The sequence below is a fragment of the Actinomyces viscosus genome (genome assembly GCF_900637975.1).
In the GTDB taxonomy this organism is placed as follows: Bacteria; Actinomycetota; Actinomycetes; order Actinomycetales; family Actinomycetaceae; genus Actinomyces; species Actinomyces viscosus.
In genome coordinates this window covers 288,089-308,666 of record NZ_LR134477.1, presented here as the reverse complement: position 1 = coordinate 308,666, position 20,578 = coordinate 288,089, and the positions used below count along the sequence as shown (strand labels likewise).

Below are 20,578 nucleotides of genomic sequence, written 5' to 3'. Positions count from 1 at the left end.
CCAACCAGTACTGGCTTGCCGCGCCGCCCGCGCACAGACCTCAGGACTTGGACGACCCCGTCCCCACGAAGGACAGACCCGTCAGCGCGATCGGCTTGAAGTTCTCCAGCGTCGCCGAGTCGTAGGCCGTCGGAGTCTTGCGGTGGAAGATCGGGTACAGCGGAACATCCTCGGAGAGCTTGTCGAAGGTCTCCTGCCACTTGGCGATCTGCGTGTCACCCTCCAGCTTGACCGCCTCGTCGAGCAGGGCCTGGACCGCGACCTGGCTCTCCGAGCCCTTCCAGTGCATGCGGGTCTCGGTCCACACGTCGCCGCCGTACCACCAGCGCATGAGCAGGTCCGCGTCGTTACCGAAGACCGAGGGGTCTCCGGGAGCGATGAGAACGTCCCACGCCCCTTGGGCGGAGTCGATGAAGGAGTAGGTGTCGGCGGACTTCTTCTCGTCGTAGTTGACCGTCACACCCAGGGCCTCGAGGTTCTCACGGATGACGGGCCGCACCGCCGAGAACCAGCCGTGGTCCGTGCACAGGACGTTGATGGTCGTGATGCCGGCCTCCGCCAGGAGCGACTTGGCCTTGGCCGCATCCATGGAGTAGACCATCTTGGCCTTCTTGTAGGCGGGGTGGTCCTCCTGGACGAAGCAGGTCGCCGGCGTCGCCAGTCCGGCCATGCTGGTGTCGCAGATCTTGGCGTAGTCCAGCGCGTAGAGCACGGCCTGACGCGCCTTGACGTTGGAGAAGGTGGTGTTGTTGAACATGGCGAAGAGCAGACCGAAGCCCTGCTGCGCCGCCACCTTGACCGGCTCCTTGAGCGTCGAGAGGTTGGCTGCCGGGACGGCGTCGATGGCCTGCACGGAGCCGGAGCTCATAGCGTTGGTGCGCGTCGTATCATCCGGAAGGACCTGCCAGGTCATGGACTTGGCCAGCGCCGGGCGGGGACCGTTGTAGTTGTCGTTGCGCTCGAAGACGACCTTCTGGCTGGCGGCGCCGTTGTCGGTCATCTTGTAGGGGCCGGAGCCGGTGGGGTTCATGTCGAAGGCCTTGGCATCGGCCTCGACGATCGCCTTGGGAACGATCTTGACGACGCTCAGGCGCTCAGCCACCAACGAGAAGGCGTACTTGAGCTTGATCGTCACCGTGCTCGCGTCCTTGGCCTCCACCTTGTCGATGAACGGCAGGAACTGCGAGTAGAGCGACTTGTTGGCGGGGTCGAGCACGCGCGTGAAGGAGAAGACGACGTCGTCCGCGGTCACGGCGGTGCCGTCGGCGAACTTCGCGTCCTGGCGCAGCATCACCTCGTAGGTGGTGTCATCCACCTTCTTGGGCATCTCGGCGCCCAGCGCCGCGTAGACCTCTCGGGTCGCCGGGTGAAGCTCGGTGAGCCCCTCCAGGGTGTGCCAGTTGGCAGCAACCGTGAGAGCCGACGACGTCGTCATCGGGTCGTAGCCATTGGTGCCCAGCTCATAGGAAATGCCCGCGGTGATGACACCGTCCTTGTGGGTGACCTCCTGATCGGTGGCCATGGCGCTGCCCTTCGCGCCACCCGCAGTCTTGGCCTTACCGCCGCAGGCCGCCAGGCTGACGGCCAGGCCGGCAGCCATGCCGAGGGTACTGGTCAGCCTGATGAAGTCCCGACGGCTGGAGCCGGCCGGAGTTGTGATCGCCATTGATTCTCTCCTGAAGTCTGACGTCTTATGTCTGACGTTGGTAGGATGACTGTAGCAGAGGTTGGGACGTCCAGACCACTCACAACCTCGCAGGTTAGGCGCTCGATCGTCACCGTCCAACCAGGAGCGGAGCGGTTCGACGAGCGGATTCACATCGCAGTGATCACAATGATTGACGGGGCAAGAACCATGGTCGACACCGAGAAGAGCAGCATCGTGAGCAGAGCACCCAAGCCGAGCACAACAGGCAGTTCACCCAAAAAAGAGGCAAGCATCACACTCAGTGCGGGTGAGGCAGTGATTCCCGACGGCGCCTACTCCACGTTGATGACCTCCCCAGCGACCCAGGCCGAGACCACGATGAACGCGATCAAGGACTTCATCCTGAGAACCGGTCTCCAGGTGGGTGATGCGTTGCCCACCGAGTCGCAGCTGTGCACCGACCTGGGGGTCTCCCGCTCCTCCGTCCGTGAGGCCGTGCGCACCCTGGTCGCTCTCGACATCGTCGAGGTCCGCCACGGACACGGCATGTTCGTCGGCAAGGTCTCCATGCGCCCCATGGTCGAGTCCCTCGTCTTCAAAGGCCTGCTCAACCCCGGAGACGACCACCGCGGACTACGCGACATCGTCGAGGTCCGCATCACCCTCGACAACGCCCTGGCCGACCCCGTCACCCAGGCCTGGAAGAACCGGGACGACCCCGAGCTCGACGCCATCGCCGATGAGATCGAGGAGCTCGCCTCGAAGCGGGAGCTCTTCACCGAGCAGGACCGCCGTTTCCACATGCGACTGCTCGAGCCCCTGGACAACCACCTCTTCCTGCACCTGACCGAGGCCTTCTGGGCCGTCCACACCCTGACCGTCCCCCTGCTGGACGGCCCCAGGCCCGAGGACATGATCAGCTCCGCGAAGGCTCATCGGGCCATGCTCCAAGCCGCCCGCGCCGGAGACGTCCAGGCCTACCGCCAGGCCATCACCCAGCACTACGCCCCACTCCTGGCAGCCCTCACCTGAGCCGAGCGGCGAAGAGCTCCTCGGTCAGGGCAGGATAGGTTCCGGCCTGCGCCACGGCTGCGACATTGAGACGCGGATCCTCAGGGTGAAGCAGCCTCTCCATCCACAGGTCGCGCGCCGCGGTGAGCCCCTGAGCGAGCCAGCGAGCATTGACGAACTCCATGGCGTGAGTGCCCCCGGGGTAGACGTGCAGCTCGGCGTCCCCGCCGTCGTGCCACACCCTGGAGGCGAAGGCGACGTCCTCGTCCCGGAAGACCTCGGCGGACGCCACCGAGACGAACAGCGGCGGCAGTCCGCCCAGCCAGGCGGCGCGGGCCGGCGCCTCATAGGGGGTCACCAGCTCCGTGCCGCGCCGCTCCCCCAGGGCCGCCTCCCAGGCAACGTCGTTGTACGCCGTCGGCCAGGTGCCGTCGTCGGGATACTGACGCGCAGAGACCGAGCCCTGCCAGCCCGGCAGTCCGGTGCGGTCGTCCAGCATGGGGTAGTCCAGCAGCCCACCGAGGACTGCCGGCCCCTGTCGATCTCGGGCCATGAGCAGCGTGCCGGCACTCAGTCCCCCGCCCGCGCTGGGCCCGACGACGACGACGCGGTCCGGGTCAGCACCGAGAGCCTCGGCATGCTCGACCGCCCAGCACAGCGTTGCGTAGCAGTCCTCGACGCCGGCAGGCGCCGGATTCTCCGGGGCCAGGCGGTACTCGGGGCTGACGATGACGCCTCCGTAGCGCCGCAGCCACGGGACAACGGTCAACAAGCCGTTGAAGCGGCAGCCCATGATGAGCCCTCCCCCGTGCAGCGAGAGGAACAGAGGACCGGGCCGACCACCTGCGACGTCCTGCGAGGACCGAACGATCGCCACGGGAAAGCTCGTCCCGTCATCGCGAGCGACGTCGGCATCCTCCAGGTCGACATCGGGATGCCGGACGAGGAAGCCAGCCCGGACCTCGTCGACGGGTGCGCGCCAGCTCGGAATGTTCTCCACCGTCATAGTCCGAAAGACACCGAGCGGTTCAATACGCTCGAGCAGGGCGGCGGTAGCACTGTCATAGGGAGGACGGGCGGGGAGTGCCTCGTAGGTGTCAGCCATGCCGCAACTGTTGCACCATGATCGCTATGGGGGCAACTCGCTCATAATCAGTCATCGATCCGTGATGCACGGCATCGCTGCCGGCTGCTGCCCGATCAAACCGGATCCACAAGCGTGACGGCCTTGGCGGGTTCTCGGAAATGAGCGGATATGTACGGACCAGTATTCACCAGCGCTCATGCACCAAAAGTCGGACAATAGAGTTATGCAGACGTCCCGAGGTGTCATGTCCGGCCTCACCACCACTCCCATGACCCAGTCCTCCACAGCGATCGCCGAGATCAAGAACTACATTCTCGCCAAGGGGCTGCAGCCGGGTGATGCGTTGCCCACCGAGTCGCAGCTGTGCACCGACCTGGGGGTCTCCCGCTCCTCCGTCCGTGAGGCCGTGCGCACCCTGGTCGCTCTCGACATCGTCGAGGTCCGCCACGGACACGGCATGTTCGTCGGCAAGGTCTCCATGCGCCCCATGGTCGAGTCCCTCGTCTTCAAAGGCCTGCTCAACCCCGGAGACGACCACCGCGGACTACGCGACATCGTCGAGGTCCGCATCACCCTCGACAACGCCCTGGCCGACCCCGTCACCCAGGCCTGGAAGAACCGGGACGACCCCGAACTCGATCAGATCGTGGCGCAGATGGACCTTCACGCGCAGAAGGGCGAGCTCTTCACCGAGCAGGACCGCCGTTTCCACATGCGACTGCTCGAGCCCCTGGACAACCACCTCTTCCTGCACCTGACCGAGGCCTTCTGGGCCGTCCACACCCTGACCGTCCCCCTGCTGGGCGCCCCCAGGCCCGAGGACATGCTGACCACCGCCCGAGCCCATCGGGCCATGCTCCAAGCCGCCCGCGCCGGAGACGCCCAGGCCTACCGCCAGGCCATCACCCAGCACTACACCCCACTCCTGGCAGCCCTCAGCTGAACCGAGAGGAGGTCGTCCTACTCAGGCTACTCAGCCCCCTGGGCGCCTTCACGGCGCAGCAGAGCGGACTTCACGGCGGTCCCGTAGCGGAATCCTCCGATACTCCCGTTTGAACGCCGTATCCGGTGACAGGGGACGAAAAGCGCCGCCGCGTTACGCGCACAGGCCGAGGCGGCGGCCCGGGATGCGGACGGGTTCCCACTGAGACGGGCGAGCTCGGTGTAGGTCAGAGCCGTGCCGGCCGGAATCTCTCGGAGCCGGGACCAGGCCTGCTCGATGAAGGGCCCACCGGCCTGGAGAACGGGAACGTCCTGGGGGGCGTTATCGTCACCGCCGTAGTAGGAGCGCACGGCGGCGACGGCCCGGGCCAGGACACCGTCGCTGTCCTCTTCCGAGCACATCTCGATATGCGACGGCCTCAGGCTCGGATGGATGAGCTCGGACAGCTCCGTCGGGTCAGAGGTCCAGCCGGAGGCCAGGACGTACTCGGCCCGGTCAGCTCCGACGCCGCCATAGCCTGCGACAACGGTGAAGGGACCGTCAGGAGTGCTCACGGTGCAACTGCGAGCCGTGCCGTTCGTCGTCATGACGCCACGCTACCTAGTGTTCCATGCCTGTTCCACCAGTCCCGCTGTTCGACCACGAAGCAGTAAGAAAGAGGGTCCGCTGAACCCAGCAGTTCAGCGGACCCTCTGAGGGAAGTCGTGGAGATGGGGGGAATCGAACCCCCGTCCGACGGGCGCACAACAGGACTTCTCCGGGCGCAGCTCGCTAGCGATTTTCTCGGCCCCGGCGTCTCACGCGAGCAAGGACGCCGACGGGCTCAGTCGATAGAGAGTCCCGAGAGCCCTACCGACACGGGCTCTCAGCAGTGGCTTCCTAGATGACGCCAGGAACCGGGGCGGAAGCGCTCCCCGGGCTGACGGACTTCGAGGCTCGCTCAGGCGGCGAGGGCGAAGTCGGTGCGAGTGTTATCGGCACCTATTGGTTCGCGCAGAGCGTTGACGAGATGACTGCGCATCCTCGACCCGCTTCTCCTGAACCTACGACCGTCGTCGAAACCGATCATCCCCTATGGACTTGTCACCGGCCCCGAAGGCGGCCGGAACATGCTCCCGATGGAGCCAGACGAGTCTAGCAGCACAAACGTGTGAAGGCACCGGCCAATGATGACCACCGCATCACACGATCAGGCAGCAACCGGGATGCCTGGGGCAGGTGTCTCGTCACAGGACGACGCAGCCATCCAGTCGTCTCAGCCCCGACGCCGGTTGGCCGCCGCCATGGCCCGGGCGGCTTCCCGCTTGTCCTGGGCCTCACGCAGTGCCTGGCGCTTGTCCCAGTCCTGCTTGCCGCGAGCCAGGGCGATCTCCAGCTTGGCGCGCCCACCGATGAAGTACAGCTCCAGCGGAACCACGGTGTAGCCCTTGGCCTGGACCCTGGTCTCAAGACGCTCCAGCTCATTGCGGTGCAGGAGGAGCTTTCGCTTACGGCGTGGGGAGTGGTTGTTCCACGTCCCTTGCAGGTACTCGGGAATGTGGGCGCCTTGGAGCCAGGCCTCACCGTGACGGTCGATCTCGATCCAGGCCTCGGTGAGCGATGCGCGCCCCATGCGCAGCGCCTTGACCTCGGTGCCGGTGAGAACCAGCCCCGCCTCATAGCGGTCCTCGATGAAGTAGTCGTGAGCGGCCTTGCGGTTACGAGCCACCGTCTTGTGGGCGTCGGAAGCGGCCTTGGCCCTCTGACCGGCGGTGGGCTTAGGAGCCCGACCAGACTTTGCTCCAGGAGTCATCGGCCTGTCCTTTCACGAGTACGGGATTCGAGCGCGCCCGTGTCAGCACGGCCCGAAGCGTTCTCGGATAGACCCGTGGCCACCTGACCTGGTCGCGGAACCACGGCATGGCACGATGACGCGCAGGCTCAGGAGTCTACGGGGTGCGTCAAGGACGGCTCGACTAGAAGCCAGGTAGGGACATCGGATCGATGTAGACACCGTCCTGAGCCACCTGGAAGTGGACGTGCGGTCCCGTTGCGTAGCCGGTCGAGCCCGTGGAGCCGACGACGTCACCGCGGTTGACGTACTGACCGTCGGCAATGGAGCGTCCAGAGAGGTGGCACAGAGTGATGACGTAGGAGTGCCCGTCAATGATGCCGCCGTTGATGTCGATACCGATGCCGCAGGACTCGGAGTTCCAGTAGGTGGCGACTCCGGACACGGAGGCGTACTGCGGCGTCCCCTCGCTGGCCGCGAAGTCGACCCCCTGGTGCCCGGTTCCGGTACCGGTGACCGGGTGAACGCGGTAGCCGAAGGGCGATGTCACCTCGAGCGGACCGGTGATCGGGTGACCGATGTACCCGTCTCCTAAGGAGTCTGAGGCGATCGAGCTGGAAGGCACTGACGGCATCGTGCCGGCGCTGGCCGCAGCCCGGTTGGCGGCGTCGATCTCGGCGACGCGAGCAGCCGCGGCCGCCGCATCGGCGTTGGCCTGGTCGAGCTGAGCCTGCAAGTCGCTCTTGCGGCTCTCCAACGTCGATGCGGCTGCCTGCTTCTCAGCAGCCAGCCTGGCGACGTCGTCCCGCTTGGTCTGGGCAGTATCCCGAGCGGTCTTGGCATTCTCCTCAGCGGTGTCGGCCTCGGTCTTGAGCGTGCTCACTCTCGTCGTGGCGGCGTTCTGCCTGGCCTCACGGTTGGCGTTCTGAGCACGCTCGACCTCGGCCGCGGAGAGCACCGCCTCCTGGACCCCTGAGCCGATCTCGACGGCGGAGGCGCGTCGGTTGAGATCCTCGACGTCCTGCGAGGCGAGGACGTAGCTCCACGAGGTGACCGAGTTGTCACCCTGGTAGGTGGACACCACGATCTCCGCCACCGAGTCCGAGGTCTCCGAGGCGGTCTTCTTGGACGCTTCCGACTCCTGTTTGACCGTGTCGAGGCTGTTCTGCGCCGTGGTCAGGCGATCGCTGGCGATCTGCTTCTCCCTCTCCTTCTCAGCCAGGGTGTTCTCGGCGCTGGTCAGCTCCGTCTCCGCGGCGGTCAAGGAGGTCTGGGCGTTCTGCAACGAGATGTAGGCCTGTCCCAGATCGGCGCTGACACCCTCGAGGGAGGAGACGACCTCCTGCTGCCTGCGCTGCGCCTCGTTCTGGTTCGCGACGGCGTCATCGCGTTCGTCAGCCAGGGAGATGTCACCGGAGTAGAAGAAGGCGAGGCTGGCGGCGGCCAGGGCGCAGACCGCGGCGCGTCGGCGTGAGCGGCGAAGGAACAGACGGGACAGCATGCGAGATCAGATCCTCGTGTACTTGGACAGGGAGAAGGCGGATGAGACCGCAGCCAGGGCAACGGCCGCCAGGACCAGCCAGGGCGACAGGAAGAGAACGTCCCTGGTACTGATGAAGGCACTCGTGAAGGAGATCGAGGAGGCGAGCCACCCCTCCACGACATAGCGGACCCCCACCCACAGGGCCACCACGGCCAGGACCGCACCGGTCAGGGCCGCGATCACCCCTTCGAGGATGAAGGGCAGCTGGATGAAGAGGTTCGAGGCGCCCACCAGTCGCATGATCCCCGTCTCACGGGCGCGGGACATGGCTGACAGCCTGATGGTGGTCGAGATGAGCAGAACCGCAGCCACGGCCATGATAGTTGCCAGCCCTCCCGTGATCCAGGAAGCGCGGTTCATCACGAGGAAGAGGGGTTCCAGGGTGGAGCGCTGGTCAACCACTCGCTCCACACCGCTGTGTCCCTCGAACTGCTCGGCCACCAGCTTGTAGTTCTCTGCGTCCTTGAGCTTGATGCGGAAGGACACGGGCATCATGTCCTCCGTGGCGTTTCGCCCCACGGCCGAGTTGGCGTAGGCCTTCATGAAGTTCTGGTAGGCCTGGGCCTTGGTCTCCATCTGATAGGACTTGACGTAGCCGGAGGGGGCACCGCTGGTGATGAGCTTCTCGACTTCGCTGATCTGAGCCTCAGTGGCCTCGCCGTTGGCGCAGTTGGATGAGGCGGATGCCTTCGGGCACATGTAGACCGAGACCTCGACCTTGTCGTACCAGTCGCCCTTCATGGTTGAGATCTGGCTCTGCAGCAGCGATGAGGCGCCTACGAAGAGCAGGGACACGAAGGCGACGAGAATGACCGACACCGTCATCGCCAGATTACGGGACATGCCCTTGGCGGTCTCCGAGAGGATGAAACGCAGCCTCACAGTTCTTCTCCTTCAGCGGTCCGAGCCGTAGACACCGCGGTCCTGGTCGCGCACGACCTCACCGCCCTTGAGCTCGATGACGCGTTTGCGCATCTGGTCAACGATCTCGTCGTCGTGGGTCGCCATGACGACCGTGGTCCCCTGCCGGTTGATACGGTCGAGCAGACGCATGATCCCGACCGAGGTTGAGGGGTCCAGGTTTCCGGTGGGTTCATCGGCCAGAAGAAGCTTGGGCCGGTTGACCATGGCGCGGGCGATCGCGACGCGCTGCTGCTCACCTCCGGAGAGCTCGTGCGGGAGGCGCTTCTCCTTGCCGTCCAGCCCCACCAGGTCGAGGGCCTCCGGCACGGCGGAGAGGATGTAGTGGCGAGGCTTACCGATGACCTGGGACGCCAGTGCCACGTTCTCCAGGACGTTCTTGTTCTCCAGGAGCCGGAAGTCCTGGAACACGAAGCCGATCTCCCGGCGCAGCTGGGGCACCTTCCACGAGGAGATCTGCGACAGGTCACGCCCCAGGACGTGGATACGCCCCTTGGTGGGGCGCTCCTCACGCAGGACCAGCCGCAGGAAGGTCGACTTCCCTGAGCCTGAGGCACCTACGAGGAACACGAACTCGTCGCGGTTGACCTTGATGTCGACGTCGTCAAGTGCCGGACGCGCCCCGCGTTTGTAAACCTTCGAGACGTGGTCGAAGCGGATCATCTGCTCGTTGCTCCCCTGCTGCGCCCCGAGCACGGCGCCCGGGTTCATGGCGTTATGGCCACCGTATGCGCCGACACGCCAATTTCCCGCCGTGACACGCCCACCATCGATGTGGCTTGTTCTGGCGACGACAAGGTGTGATGCTCCTGTGATCGAGGGGACCGGAGGAACCGTGCTCCAGCAGCTCACCGGGAACGCGTTCTAGGCTTGGCCGCATGAGTGAGATCTCCTTGTCACAGGCGTTGTCACGGACCTTCGAGGATCGCGTCGATCTGGGCTCCTGGGCAGGTTTCACCCCATCACTGGCCCGGTTCCTCGATGAGGTGTGCAGGCCGGAGCCGAAACCGGCCACGCAGCGGGGAGAGGCCTCCCACCCGGTCATTGATCCGTCCGGCGCGACCCTGCTGCTCACGGCTCCGACCCCCATGGTCAAGGAGGAGGAGCTGGCCCAGGAGGGGCGCTGGTCACGACTGCTGTCGCGGCTGGCACTGTCTGCTGCCCCTGTTCCCTCGCCTGACCTGCCGGGCGCGGTCCTCGTCGGTCGCTCAGACGGGATCGAGGTGTCCCTGCCCGAGCTTGACGCGCAGGGCAGAGTGATGCTCGGCCCCACCGAGCGAAGGATCCTGGGCGCGATCGGATGGCAGGAGACCGGCCATGTCTTTAGCCGGCTGCTACCCGACGGCGAGGAGACGGCCGAGCTGGTGACGCGGATCCTCATTGAGGTGCTCGAGGTCGCTCACCCTGCGGACCTCGACTATCTCCTCCGCGCGCATTCCGACGTCAGCTGACCTCAGCCGCCTCCTCCACGAGGTCGTCGGCGAGCTCATACGCCGGCCACCCTCCCCCGGTCTCCAAGGAGACCGGACCGATGACGGGGGACTCGGGGCTCTGAGACGGCGCCCCGGACTCGGACGAGCCTGCAGGCGTCTCAGCATCCTGCGAGGTGGGAGCCAGGGCACCATCGGCCGGAACCGCAGTATCCCAGTGATCCGGCGAGACGTGGTACCCATCACCGGAGTCGACCTCGGTATCACCGGCACCGGCTCCCGAGGAGGCGGAAGGCGCCGACTCCACGGCTCTGACCCGGGCGAAGCGGGACTCCCCCCTGGTCAGGTCATGCCCCGCGGCCTGCAGCGTGATGACGTTGGTTTCATGCTCCCTGCCATTGCTCTCCCAGGACTCCTGAGAGAAGCGCCCAGTCAGCAGGACCGCATCACCCTTGCGCACCGAGTGACTCAGGTTGGCGGCGAGCTGGCCCCACGCCTTGGCGGTGAACCAGATCGTGTCGGCATTGTTCCAGCCTTGATCCGTGCGGTAGGTCGGGGTGACGGCAACGCGGAAACGACAGTAGGGACGGGCGTTGTCCCCGACACGGGACAGGACCGGATTCGTTCCGACGACGCCCTGGACGGTGAGATCGAGCTGACGAGTCATGAGGAGGCTCCTTGGTCGTAGGCGGGCGGCGCTCTGCCGCCCCTTCCCCCAACCGTGCTCGTCGGGCCCCTCACGCGCCCAACGGGCCCTGCTCCGTATCCCCGCACGAGTACCGGCAGGTGCAGAACCGTCGGCTGTGGCCACTGAAAGGCCGCGGAGAACCGGGTTTAGAGTCCCAGAGCGGCTTGCAGCACCCGATGCTTCTCCAGAACCCCGGCGGCGGGCCGGCTCAGGCCGCGCTCGACCACAGACTCGAGGCGGGCACGCACCTGCTGCCCGTAGCGTTCGGCCTCCCGGCGCGCCCTGGTGCGCCGACGCACCGTCGCCAGCAGGACAGCCACGATCCCCAGGACGATGAGGCAGACGGGGACGATCTCGATGCCGTGGCGCAGCGCCTCGAGCCCTTCCCGGACCACGGAGGCGACCAGCCACGACACCCCGCCGATCACCAGGAGCAGGCCGCCCCACCACAGCAGGTCGATCACCGGCTGACGATGCCCCGGGAGCGGGACGGAGCCGACCGCCTCAGCCGTCTGCCCCGCCAGGGTCTCGGGCGGGACCACGGATGACTCCATGCTGCGGGCCCAGGCGGGCGGCAGCCCCTGCGAGGTGCGATGGACCCACGTCGAGTGGGCCGAGGCCACCGCGGTACGAGAAGGAGGCTCAGGACGGGCCAGCACCCGGGGAAGGACCTTCGACAGGCCGGCTCTCACCGAGTCCTCCACCGCCTGGGCACCGGAGGCCTGCAGCAGCACCTTGGTTGCGTCCTCGGTCAGATCGGCGTTGAGCTCCACCTTGTTCTTGGCCACCGTGGGACGCAAGCGCCGCGTGATCGCATCGAGCTCGGCCGAGGCGGTGCGGGCCGCGTTGGACTCCCGGGCGACGCGCTGGCGCAGCAGGTCTCGGACGACGTCGAGGTTGTCGCCGCGCACCGCCGACACCGGCAGTACCTGAACCCGGCTGAGACCGTCCTCCTTGAGGAGGGAGCCGACGTCGTCGAGCAGGCTCGCCAGTCCACTCTCCGGAAGGGTGTCCACCTGGTTGACCAGAACGAGCATGTCCTCCTGACGGGCACCCAGCCCGCGCAGGTAACCGTCGTGAAGGGCCGCATCGGCGTACTTCTGCGGATCGACGACCCACACGAGAATGTCGGCCAGTGGCACCAGGCGGTCCACCTGCAACGAGTGCTCCGTGGTCACCGAGTCGTAGTCGGGGACGTCGAGCAGGACCAGTCCGGACATGCTCCCCTGGTCCTGCGCGTCAAGAAGAGAGTCCCTCCGGATCCGCCGTTCCGAGGAGACCCCGAGGAAGTCCAGGAGCGGGCCGGCATCGTCACCCCAGGAGCAGGCGGCGGCCCGCGACGTCGTGGGCCGGCGCGCACCGACATCCGCGAAGTTCAGCTGGGTCAAGGCGTTGAACAGGGATGACTTTCCCGAGCCAGTGCCCCCGAACAGCGCCACCACCGTGTGATCCACTCCTAGCGCCAGGCGTTGCGCCACGGCATCGAGTGCCTTGTGAGCAGGGATCGACAACGAGGCCGGAACCTCGGTCGGGCACATGCGCAGGGCATCTCGGACCGCGTTGAGCCGGGCGTCGAGCCGCGCGGCGTCGAGCACCTCGAAGTCCGGCTGCGCGGTGGGCACGGGGGAGGCGGAGGGGACGTTGGGCTGGCTCATGCTGTGGCTCCGGGACGAGTGAAGGGTTTGAGCTCGCCCGAGCGCAGACGCAGCGCAGCGGCGAACCCGGGGGCGGGGGCGAGCGAGGTCGCTGCCCCCTTGGGGACTGTGGCGGTCAGCGCCTCCGTGACCGCCTCCACCAGGAGGGTACTGGCCTGGACGGTCTGCTCCTCCAGTCCCAGGCGCCTGGCGGCTAAGACGGCTCCGTCGACACCGGCGGCCGCGGAGATGAGGAGGTCGATGACGCTGACGGGGCTCAGTCTACGAATATCCTGCGGGATCTCGATGTTGGCCTCGAGGTAGCCGACCCAGGCGTCGATAGTCACCATCGCCTCATCGCCCTGCCCCAGGATCCTGCGAGCGCGCTCACCGGCCCCCGCCTCGTCCCAGGCTCGCTCCGCCCTGGCGCACAGGGCGACGATCGCGGCCTGAAGCTGGTTGGCCAGTGCCTCACGGGCATCGCCGGCCAGCTGCGAGAGCCCCTCGGCACGGGCCTTGTCCGCCTTGCCCAGGAAGCCCCTGCGCATCCTGCCTCCCTGTGCCAGGGAGGCCAGCGGACCGCCTGATGAGGCCAGGCTGATCCACCGCGTGGCGGTAGCCCCCTGGCCCGCGGAACCGGACGTGATGTCGGCGCTCAGCGACTCGATCGCCGCGTCCCTGAGCCCCTGACACTCCTTCTCCAGGTGCTGCGCCACCGCCTCCTGGGCATCGACGTCGTCGGCCAGGCGCTCGAGGTCGCTGCGCAGGGTGCTCCACACACCCCTCCCCGTACGACGCACAAGACCGGCTGCACGGTGACGGCCGGCAAGGAGCTGAAGCCAGTCGCGCAGCTCGTCCACCCCTTCCCCCGACAGCAGCCCCTCGTGCGGTCCGGCGTCCGGGATGACGAAGAACGGCGCCTCCGACAGCCCAAGTCCCTGCAGACGGGTGATGAGATCGCGACGCACCTCGGCCAGGATCGTCGCCGGCACCCGGTTGAGCACCACACCGATGGGGGTCTCGCGTCGTGCGGCCTCCTCCAGGGTCATCCAGGGCGTCTGGTCGCCGTAGCGCGCTGCGGTGGTGACGAACAGCCACAGGTCGGCCGCCTCCAGCAGCCTGCCCGCCAGCGCCCGGTTGGCCTCGTGCACGGAGTCCAGGTCCGAGGCGTCAATGAGGGCCAGACCCGCCGGGATGGCCGCGGAGACCTCCTGGCGGCACACCTCCGTCAGAGGGTGCTCGCTCAGAGACTCCATGTCCTCGGGGTTGGCCACCAGGACGGGGACCCGAGTGGTGGGCCGCAGCACTCCGGCGTCTGAGACCTCCTGGCCGAGCACGGAGTTGACGAGGGTCGACTTTCCAGCCCCCGTGGAGCCTCCGATTACCACGATGGACGGGATATCGGCATCCTGAAGCCGGGGAATCACCTGATCACGGACCTGTCCGATGAGACCGTCACGCAGCGTGCGTGCAGCCTCAACGCCATGGGAGCTCAGGGCCAGGTCGAGACGCTCGAGGTCCCTGACCAGGTCAGTAAGGACATCGAGGAGCTGAACACGACTCAGCGAGGAGACGGGGGCATCGTCCTCGGAGTGGCGAGAGGGGACAGGAGCGGGCATGTGCCAACACTATGAGCACATCAGGGCGGAGTCGACGATTGATCTCGACAGTCCACGCCATGGGTGTCGCAAACTCAGCGAGAATCTCCTGTTACTCCGCTGTGATGATCAAGATCATGCATCAGCCGCCCCGGGAGAACGGTCAGCCAGGGCCATCGCCCCGCGGTGGGGCCTCGGCAGGGAACCGCCACCGCATCTCTTCAACCCAGCGGCCCGAGCGGTCGGTCATCCTCGGAATCTCAACCTTTTCAAGGCCGCTGGCCAGTGCCCCCGGCCGGACTCGAACCGGCAACCTGCGGATTAGAAGGCCGATGCTCTATCCATTGAGCTACGGAGGCGTGCGCGAGCGCCTGACCAGCCTACGCCATCAGCAGTCGGGCTCGAGCCCCCGATACGACTCGTCCCAGCACCGCCCTCAGCAACAACGGGTGGTCACGAGCCGGTCACACCACCATCACGGGACGACATCCAACCAGGCGTGCGGACGATTCTGCGTGTCCAGTACGACCAGCTTCCGCACCGCTCTCCGCACGGGCCGCAATGCAGCCGTGACAGCACTGCAACCACCTTGTGACCAGTCGGAACGATAGTCCGCAACGATCAGTGCGCCGGACCGCGACAGAGCCTCGATGTAGGCAACCTCACACTGGATAGCCCTTACTCTTAGCGACGACAGCGAAACCCCAGTATCGTGACCGGAGCCCCGCCACACGCCCCTGGAAGGACCGCGCCTTGCCCACTCCCGCACTCATCGTGCGCTCCCTCTCTGCTCAGGCCTCGTTGGAACCTCACACCTTCACCACGCCTTTCACCGTGGGAAGGGCGCCTGACAGCAATGTTCAGATCGTCCACCCCCTCGTGTCTCGAACACATCTGCTGGTGACCCCCACCCCATCCGGGTGGGCCGTGAGCTGCCAGGGTCGTAACGGCATGCTCGTCAACGGAGCCGTCACGCGTGAGGCACTCGTGACCCAGGGGACTCGAATCCAGCTGGGTGACGCCTCGGGGCCGGCTCTGGGGTTCACCCCGGTCGTGTCCGACGCCGTTCCACAGGCCGGGTCTCCCAGTCCGTCGCGACCGACGGGGCAACCTGCTCGATCGGCACCGAGCGCCCCCTTCATCCCGTCCCAGCCGAGCGCAGCCTCAGCGCCGCAGGCCGTCCCCCACCCCCAGCCCCCGTCAGGCCTCCCCCCGACAACGGCTATCCCAACGCAGGGTCGCCCTATGCCGCCGGCAATGAGCTCAGCGGGTTCAGCCGCTACCTATGTCGCACCCAGAAGCCCTCAGGGAGCGCCGTCGTCGAGCTCGGCGAGCTCCGGCGCCTTCCCCTCCTCCCGACACACGCTCAAGTCCTTCCGCATCACCTCCTCGGGCACTATCGGGCGAGCTCCCGACAACACCCTGGTTCTGGATGACCCGCTCATCTCCAAGCACCATGCTCGTATCGACGTCTCCGCCAACGGCATGGTCGTCACCGACCTGGGGTCCACGAACGGCATCTACGTCGCTGGTCAGCGAGTCTCACAGGTCCAGGTGACCCAGCCCGTGCTCCTGGGGCTGGGATCGACCTTCATCGCCCTGAGTCCCGACGGGCTGTGTGAGGTCCAGGTCGTAGGCGGTGCGGGCGGCGAGCTGGTGGGCAAGGACCTGACCTTCCGCGTCAACAACGGCAGCCTGACGCTGCTCGACGGCATCTCCTTCTCACTTCCCGGCAACGAGCTGCTGGCCGTCGTCGGACCATCAGGAGCCGGCAAGTCAACGCTGCTCAAGGCCCTCACCGGTGAGCAGAAGGCCCAGGAGGGCCAGGTGCTCTTCAACGGGCTGGACGTCTACGAGCACTATCCGGTGATGCGCAACAAGATCGGGGTCGTTCCCCAGAGCGACGTCATCCACTCGGCTCTGACCGTCCGCAAGACCCTGGAGTACGCCGCCGAGCTGAGATTCGCCAAGGACGTCGCCAAGGCCGAGCGGCGTCAGCGTATCGCCGAGGTCCTGGAGGACCTGGACCTGACCGCGCACGTGGACAAGCGCATCAAGAAGCTCTCCGGGGGCCAGCGCAAGCGGGTCTCCACCGCCATCGAGCTGCTGACCCGCCCCAGCCTGCTCTTCCTTGACGAGCCCACCTCCGGTCTGGACCCTCAGCTGGATCGCGACGTCATGGACCTGCTGGCGTCCCTGGCCCACGGAACTCGTCCCGGTGACAGCGGCCGTACCGTCGTCGTCGTCACTCACAACGAGAACCACATCGATCGAGCGGACAAGGTCCTCATCCTGGCGGCCGGCGGAAAGCCCGTCTACTACGGCTCCCCCCGCGAGGTACTCCCCTACTTCCGGCAGCGACTCAACGAGATCGCCTCCCAGGGGCGCCTCCTGCTCAACACTCCCAAGGGCACGCTGCCCGACCCGCCGGCCGTGGACGGCTACGCCGACGTCTACGCGCTCATCCGCAACCACACTGCGGAGCTGCGCCAGTACATGGAGTCCACGGTTCCCTCCACGCGCCGCGGCGGAGCTCCGGCGACGGCCACCGCACCCGCCGCGCAGGAGAAGCCGCCCAAGCAGCAGTCCGTGCTTCGGCAGGTCTCGACCCTGGTACGACGCCAGCTGAGGATCGTCGCGGCCGATCCCTCCTACCTCGCCTTCATGCTGCTGCTGCCCATCATCATGGGACTGCTGACCAAGGCGATCGAGGGAAGCGACGGGTTCGCGGTTCCCAGCTACCCGGATCCAGCGCCTCCGACACCGGACAACCCCACGCCCACGATCGTCAAGTACTCCAGCCAGGCCATGCAGCTGCTGGTCATCCTCATCACCGGAGCCGCCTTCTCCGGGATGTCGGCCACCATCCGCGACCTCATCGGGGAGCGGGACGTCTTCCTGCGGGAGAAGGCGGTCGGGCTGAGATCCGGCGCCTACCTCTTCTCCAAGGCAGTCATTCTGGCTCTCATCACCACCGTTCAGACCGCGCTGATGACGGGAATCGCCCTGGCGCTCAACAAGGGCCCCACCGATGCCGTCATCCTGAACGGGTGGCCGGGACTGGAGCTGGCCTTCTGCTGCTGGGCCGTTGCCTTCGTCGCCGGTCTCCTGGGGCTGGCGGTCTCGGCGATGGTCTCCTCCTCCGAGCAGGTGATGCCAGTGCTGGTGGTCACCATCATGGCTCAGCTGGTCCTCTCCGGAGGCATCATCCCGATCTCAGGACGCGCGGTCTTCGAGCAGCTGGCGTGGTTCATGCCGTCCCGGTGGGGATACGCGATGGCCGCTTCCACCTTGGAGATGCTCGCCATCATGCCCAACCGCGACGACGCGCTGTGGAAGCACGAGACCGCGCAGTGGCTGACGAACTACGGCCTGCTCTCGGCCATCGGTCTGGTCTGCATGGTGGCGTGCTACATCGCCCTGGCTCGCCGGGGACGGCGCTGACCTCGCTCATCACAGCCGCTCATCACAGCCGCTCATCACTGTCGTCCCTACAGGCGCCGGGGTGCCAACCCACCTGGTTGGCACCCCGGCGTCCGCGTATGCGGCTATCTGCTGGTGATGCTGGATACCACCAGGTCGTAGCTGTAAGTGGTTCCCTGACCAAGCATCAGACGGGCACCGCTATCCCCATCCAGCGGCGACACCGTGGCGACATAGGCCCCCTGAGCCTTCCACCCGACCTTGCCGGACTCTGGAGAGACTGCGACAACCAGAGCACCGGTCTCGTCAGCGAGGTAGCCCAGCTTGCCAACCTGCATGAGGAACTCCCCGTCCCTCAATCCACCTATGGGCCTGATATTGCATTCCTCACCTTTGACGGGCTCAGGAAGCGAGAGCTTCGTGTCACCGACCTTGGCTGTGCACGCCTTCACATCGATCGAGACGTTGACGGTGCCCTGGGGACCGATGACAGGGATGGTTGAGGACGACGCCTTCGCCAACGACTCGTAGGCCTCCTTCAGCGCCGAAGAGTCCAAGGGAACTGACGCGGCCCACTGATGCTTCTCAGAGAAGCTTCCCGACACGGTGCCCGCCTCACTGCCATCAGCCTTGTAGATCGTGGCGCCCGACGACGTCATTCTCGAAAAGGCCTCCGGCCCGGTCTCGATATTGACTCCACCGGGGAAACGCGTGTCGCCGGCGAAGTCCGGCTCCTTTCCGGTCTCGGACATCAGGACAGCACCATCCTTGGCGGACAGCACCTGGACCTGCTTGGACTTGCTCTCATAGGCCAGGACAAACCCGTTACGCACTCGCCCTTTCTCATAGTGCCCGCCCACACGCCATTTCTCCTTGCCCGTTGCGTCATAGGCGATCAGGGGCCCCTCGGTGGCCGTGCCCTTGCCGGAGGAGACCACTGCGACGTCGGTTGTCGCTCCCAGGAAGGTGGAGCCCTCAGGGAACGGGGCCTTGGAGGTCTTGCCGCTGTCGCTGACCAGTGACGCACCTCCGGTTAACTTGATGCAGAGCAAGGACGTACCCGCCCAGAACCGAGCCTCATCGCATTCTCCGCTCCACACCTTACTGGTGCCCTCGCGCGTCAGATCGAACAAGTGCACCTTGCCCATATCAGAATATACGAGCATTCCCCTGTCCTCGGAGAGATAGGGGTCATCGACGTCGGTATAGCGCTGGTCCTCTTGAACGCGTTCCCCCTCGGGCAGTGCCGCCGGCCAGGTGTTACCGACGTTCGGTCCGGAGAAGAAGTACCACCAGGTGGCACTCGCCCCGACGACCGCCAGAACGGTGACGACGGCGGCCGCAGCGACCCACCGGCGACGCCACCACCGCTTCGGGGCACCGGCAGCCGCCTCGGAGGACGGGTACCCGACCCCCTGGGGGCCGACCTGCGAGGAGAAGGGCGCGGGAGGAGCCCCGTTGGCAGGGCCGGCCGGGATGGCTGGGTTGACAGCGTGAGCGCCGGTCGTGGTCACCATCGTCGGCGCAGTGGCTCCCGCCCCTCCTTGGAAGCCTCTCTGGAAATCTCCCTGGAAGCCACTTGCGGCAGCCACCTGGCCGGGAGCGTGGGCGTGCTGACCGGCTACGAGGGTCGGCGCCACCGGTCCCATCGGTACAGTCCCCGGATGCGGGGCCGAACCCGCCTGCACCGTCTGCACCGTCTGCGCCGTCGTCGCATCTGCTGTGAGGCCTGTCGACGGGGCGTCCCAGTCGTAGGGAACGACCGATGCCGTCGACTGAGGCGGTGATGCGAGTCTCGGGGCCGCCGGGAGACCTGCCAGCGCGGACTGCATGACGTCCAGGCGCTGGGCGACGAACTCGATGGAGGGGCGCATGCCGGGCTGCTTCGACATCATCAAGGCGATGAGCTCCCACAGGGCGTCAGGGACACCGTAGGGACGGCCCGCGTCGCGGCGTGCGTGCTGGCTGAGCAGCTGGGCGGGCTGCCCCACGAACGGTGTCGTCCCGCAGCTCATCTCATAGAGCATGATGCCCAGCGAGTAGATGTCGGCCGCGGAGGTGGGGGCCTGCATCGACAGGATCTCCGGAGCCATGTACAGCGGGGTACCGATGGCTCCGGTCAGGTGGGAGGCGGAGAAGGTGTCGCAGATGCGAGCCACTCCGAAGTCCGCCAGTCGCGGTACGACCGCCTCCGGCACACTCCCTCCCGGGGCAACGCCGGTGGCAACCGTCTCAGCCGGGTCACCGCCTCTGCTCGGGCGCGAGCTGAGCAGGACGTTGGCGGGCTTGATGTCCCGGTGAATCACTCCTGCCTGGTGGACCGTGGTCAGCCCCTGAGCGATGCGCGTGCCCAGGGACGCCACCTGTGCGGGAGGCAGCGAGCCGCGAGCCCTCAGCAGATCACGCAGGTCCCCACCGTTGACATAGTCCATGACGATGGCGAAGGTCGATCCCTCGATGACGACGTCGCGAATAGCGACGACATACGGGCTTCGCACTCGGAGCAGCGTTGAGCGCTCCTTGATGAAGCGCTCAACGACGTCGGGATTCTCCACGAGATCGGCACGCAGCACCTTGAAGGCCAGGACCTCGCGGGCGTCAGTGCGCCGGCCGCGCCAGACCTCGCCCTGGGCACCTGCTCCGATCCGGGCCTCCATGATGTAGGAGCTTCCGAGGTGACGAGGGGCGGGGCTTTGGGACATGAGGGCTCCGTGTCGCTCAAGGACTGTCAGACTTCACAGAGACCTTATCGCGAGATTCACCCCCAAACGGGCCGCTCGGTCAGGAGCCGACCGTGAATCGCGCCGCCCTGGACGCAGGCTTCCATGACCTGAATTCCGGTAGGGGTCACTGGTGACTAGAGTGGAGCCCGTGAGCAAGC

15 protein-coding genes, 1 tRNA gene and 1 other RNA gene are annotated in these 20,578 nt (G+C 66.5%); 4 read left to right on the top strand and 13 right to left on the bottom strand.

The features are described 5' to 3' along the window. Positions 1–40 precede the first annotated feature (40 nt). On the bottom strand, positions 41–1,666 hold the full coding sequence (locus tag EL340_RS01390) for an ABC transporter substrate-binding protein (protein WP_126413104.1): 1,626 nt from the start codon (positions 1,664–1,666) through the stop codon (positions 41–43). Positions 1,667–1,993: 327 nt separating this feature from the next. Between EL340_RS01390 and EL340_RS01385 the strand changes: the two genes are divergently transcribed. Further along, positions 1,994–2,680, top strand: a complete 687-nt coding sequence (locus EL340_RS01385) for a FadR/GntR family transcriptional regulator (RefSeq protein ID WP_232023167.1) — start codon at positions 1,994–1,996, stop codon at positions 2,678–2,680. On the opposite strand, the gene EL340_RS01380 is transcribed toward EL340_RS01385, so the two are convergent. Beyond that, the gene (locus tag EL340_RS01380; RefSeq protein WP_126413102.1) at positions 2,673–3,764 is read right to left on the bottom strand and encodes an alpha/beta hydrolase; all 1,092 of its coding nucleotides are present in this window, start codon (positions 3,762–3,764) and stop codon (positions 2,673–2,675) included. The genes EL340_RS01385 and EL340_RS01380 overlap by 8 nt on opposite strands. A 205-nt stretch (positions 3,765–3,969) precedes the next feature. Here EL340_RS01380 and EL340_RS01375 point away from each other — a divergent pair, with 205 nt between their 5' ends. Beyond that, positions 3,970–4,689 carry a FadR/GntR family transcriptional regulator gene (locus tag EL340_RS01375; RefSeq protein WP_126413101.1) on the top strand — a complete coding sequence of 240 codons (720 nt, stop codon included), beginning with the start codon at positions 3,970–3,972 and terminating at the stop codon, positions 4,687–4,689. 26 nt (positions 4,690–4,715) lie between these two features. On the opposite strand, the gene EL340_RS01370 is transcribed toward EL340_RS01375, so the two are convergent. The 6 genes from EL340_RS01370 to ftsE all read right to left on the bottom strand — a co-directional run bounded on the left by EL340_RS01370 (position 4,716) and on the right by ftsE (position 9,587). Continuing rightward, positions 4,716–5,276 (bottom strand): methylated-DNA--[protein]-cysteine S-methyltransferase, encoded by a 561-nt coding sequence (locus tag EL340_RS01370; protein WP_126413100.1) that lies wholly within the window; start codon positions 5,274–5,276, stop codon positions 4,716–4,718. A 115-nt stretch (positions 5,277–5,391) separates the two neighbouring features. Further along, positions 5,392–5,762, bottom strand: a transfer-messenger RNA (tmRNA) gene (gene ssrA, locus EL340_RS01365). 182 nt (positions 5,763–5,944) lie between these two features. Beyond that, positions 5,945–6,481, bottom strand: a complete 537-nt coding sequence (gene smpB, locus EL340_RS01360; RefSeq protein WP_126413099.1) for an SsrA-binding protein SmpB — start codon at positions 6,479–6,481, stop codon at positions 5,945–5,947. Between the two features lie 163 nt (positions 6,482–6,644). Further along, the gene (locus tag EL340_RS01355) at positions 6,645–7,961 is read right to left on the bottom strand and encodes a M23 family metallopeptidase (protein ID WP_126413098.1); all 1,317 of its coding nucleotides are present in this window, start codon (positions 7,959–7,961) and stop codon (positions 6,645–6,647) included. A 6-nt stretch (positions 7,962–7,967) separates the two neighbouring features. After that, on the bottom strand, positions 7,968–8,885 hold the full coding sequence (gene ftsX / locus EL340_RS01350) for a permease-like cell division protein FtsX (RefSeq protein ID WP_126413097.1): 918 nt from the start codon (positions 8,883–8,885) through the stop codon (positions 7,968–7,970). A gap of 12 nt (positions 8,886–8,897) precedes the next feature. After that, positions 8,898–9,587: a cell division ATP-binding protein FtsE gene (gene ftsE, locus EL340_RS01345; RefSeq protein ID WP_126415249.1), complete on the bottom strand. Its 690-nt coding sequence runs from the start codon at positions 9,585–9,587 to the stop codon at positions 8,898–8,900. A gap of 215 nt (positions 9,588–9,802) precedes the next feature. Between ftsE and EL340_RS01340 the strand changes: the two genes are divergently transcribed. Then, positions 9,803–10,375: a TY-Chap domain-containing protein gene (locus EL340_RS01340; protein ID WP_126413096.1), complete on the top strand. Its 573-nt coding sequence runs from the start codon at positions 9,803–9,805 to the stop codon at positions 10,373–10,375. Here the strand turns inward: EL340_RS01340 and EL340_RS01335 are convergent. From EL340_RS01335 to EL340_RS01320, 4 genes are all read right to left on the bottom strand, one after another. Then, on the bottom strand, positions 10,368–11,021 hold the full coding sequence (locus EL340_RS01335; RefSeq protein ID WP_126413095.1) for a single-stranded DNA-binding protein: 654 nt from the start codon (positions 11,019–11,021) through the stop codon (positions 10,368–10,370). The genes EL340_RS01340 and EL340_RS01335 overlap by 8 nt on opposite strands. A gap of 167 nt (positions 11,022–11,188) precedes the next feature. After that, the gene (locus EL340_RS01330) at positions 11,189–12,697 is read right to left on the bottom strand and encodes a GTPase (RefSeq protein WP_126413094.1); all 1,509 of its coding nucleotides are present in this window, start codon (positions 12,695–12,697) and stop codon (positions 11,189–11,191) included. After that, on the bottom strand, positions 12,694–14,295 hold the full coding sequence (locus EL340_RS01325) for an ABC transporter (protein ID WP_126413093.1): 1,602 nt from the start codon (positions 14,293–14,295) through the stop codon (positions 12,694–12,696). The genes EL340_RS01330 and EL340_RS01325 overlap by 4 nt, the downstream gene beginning before the upstream one ends. A gap of 265 nt (positions 14,296–14,560) precedes the next feature. After that, positions 14,561–14,633 (bottom strand) — tRNA-Arg (locus tag EL340_RS01320). 394 nt (positions 14,634–15,027) lie between these two features. Between EL340_RS01320 and EL340_RS01315 the strand changes: the two genes are divergently transcribed. After that, complete coding sequence (locus EL340_RS01315) at positions 15,028–17,718, top strand: ATP-binding cassette domain-containing protein (protein ID WP_126413092.1); 2,691 nt, start codon at positions 15,028–15,030, stop codon at positions 17,716–17,718. Positions 17,719–17,822: 104 nt separating this feature from the next. Here EL340_RS01315 and EL340_RS01310 read toward each other — a convergent pair whose 3' ends face one another. Beyond that, the gene (locus EL340_RS01310; RefSeq protein WP_126413091.1) at positions 17,823–20,399 is read right to left on the bottom strand and encodes a serine/threonine-protein kinase; all 2,577 of its coding nucleotides are present in this window, start codon (positions 20,397–20,399) and stop codon (positions 17,823–17,825) included. Positions 20,400–20,578 lie beyond the last annotated feature (179 nt).

Excerpts from the sequence above, each read along its gene's own strand:
- EL340_RS01390 (WP_126413104.1), bottom strand. The coding sequence starts at position 1,666 with ATGGCGATCACAACTCCGGCCGGCTCCAGCCGTCGGGACTTCATCAGG.
- EL340_RS01385 (WP_232023167.1), top strand. The coding sequence starts at position 1,994 with ATGACCTCCCCAGCGACCCAGGCCGAGACCACGATGAACGCGATCAAG.
- EL340_RS01380 (WP_126413102.1), bottom strand. The coding sequence starts at position 3,764 with ATGGCTGACACCTACGAGGCACTCCCCGCCCGTCCTCCCTATGACAGT.
- EL340_RS01375 (WP_126413101.1), top strand. The coding sequence starts at position 3,970 with ATGCAGACGTCCCGAGGTGTCATGTCCGGCCTCACCACCACTCCCATG.
- EL340_RS01370 (WP_126413100.1), bottom strand. The coding sequence starts at position 5,276 with ATGACGACGAACGGCACGGCTCGCAGTTGCACCGTGAGCACTCCTGAC.
- smpB (WP_126413099.1), bottom strand. The coding sequence starts at position 6,481 with ATGACTCCTGGAGCAAAGTCTGGTCGGGCTCCTAAGCCCACCGCCGGT.
- EL340_RS01355 (WP_126413098.1), bottom strand. The coding sequence starts at position 7,961 with ATGCTGTCCCGTCTGTTCCTTCGCCGCTCACGCCGACGCGCCGCGGTC.
- ftsE (WP_126415249.1), bottom strand. The coding sequence starts at position 9,587 with ATGATCCGCTTCGACCACGTCTCGAAGGTTTACAAACGCGGGGCGCGT.
- EL340_RS01340 (WP_126413096.1), top strand. The coding sequence starts at position 9,803 with ATGAGTGAGATCTCCTTGTCACAGGCGTTGTCACGGACCTTCGAGGAT.
- EL340_RS01335 (WP_126413095.1), bottom strand. The coding sequence starts at position 11,021 with ATGACTCGTCAGCTCGATCTCACCGTCCAGGGCGTCGTCGGAACGAAT.
- EL340_RS01330 (WP_126413094.1), bottom strand. The coding sequence starts at position 12,697 with ATGAGCCAGCCCAACGTCCCCTCCGCCTCCCCCGTGCCCACCGCGCAG.
- EL340_RS01325 (WP_126413093.1), bottom strand. The coding sequence starts at position 14,295 with ATGCCCGCTCCTGTCCCCTCTCGCCACTCCGAGGACGATGCCCCCGTC.
- EL340_RS01310 (WP_126413091.1), bottom strand. The coding sequence starts at position 20,399 with ATGTCCCAAAGCCCCGCCCCTCGTCACCTCGGAAGCTCCTACATCATG.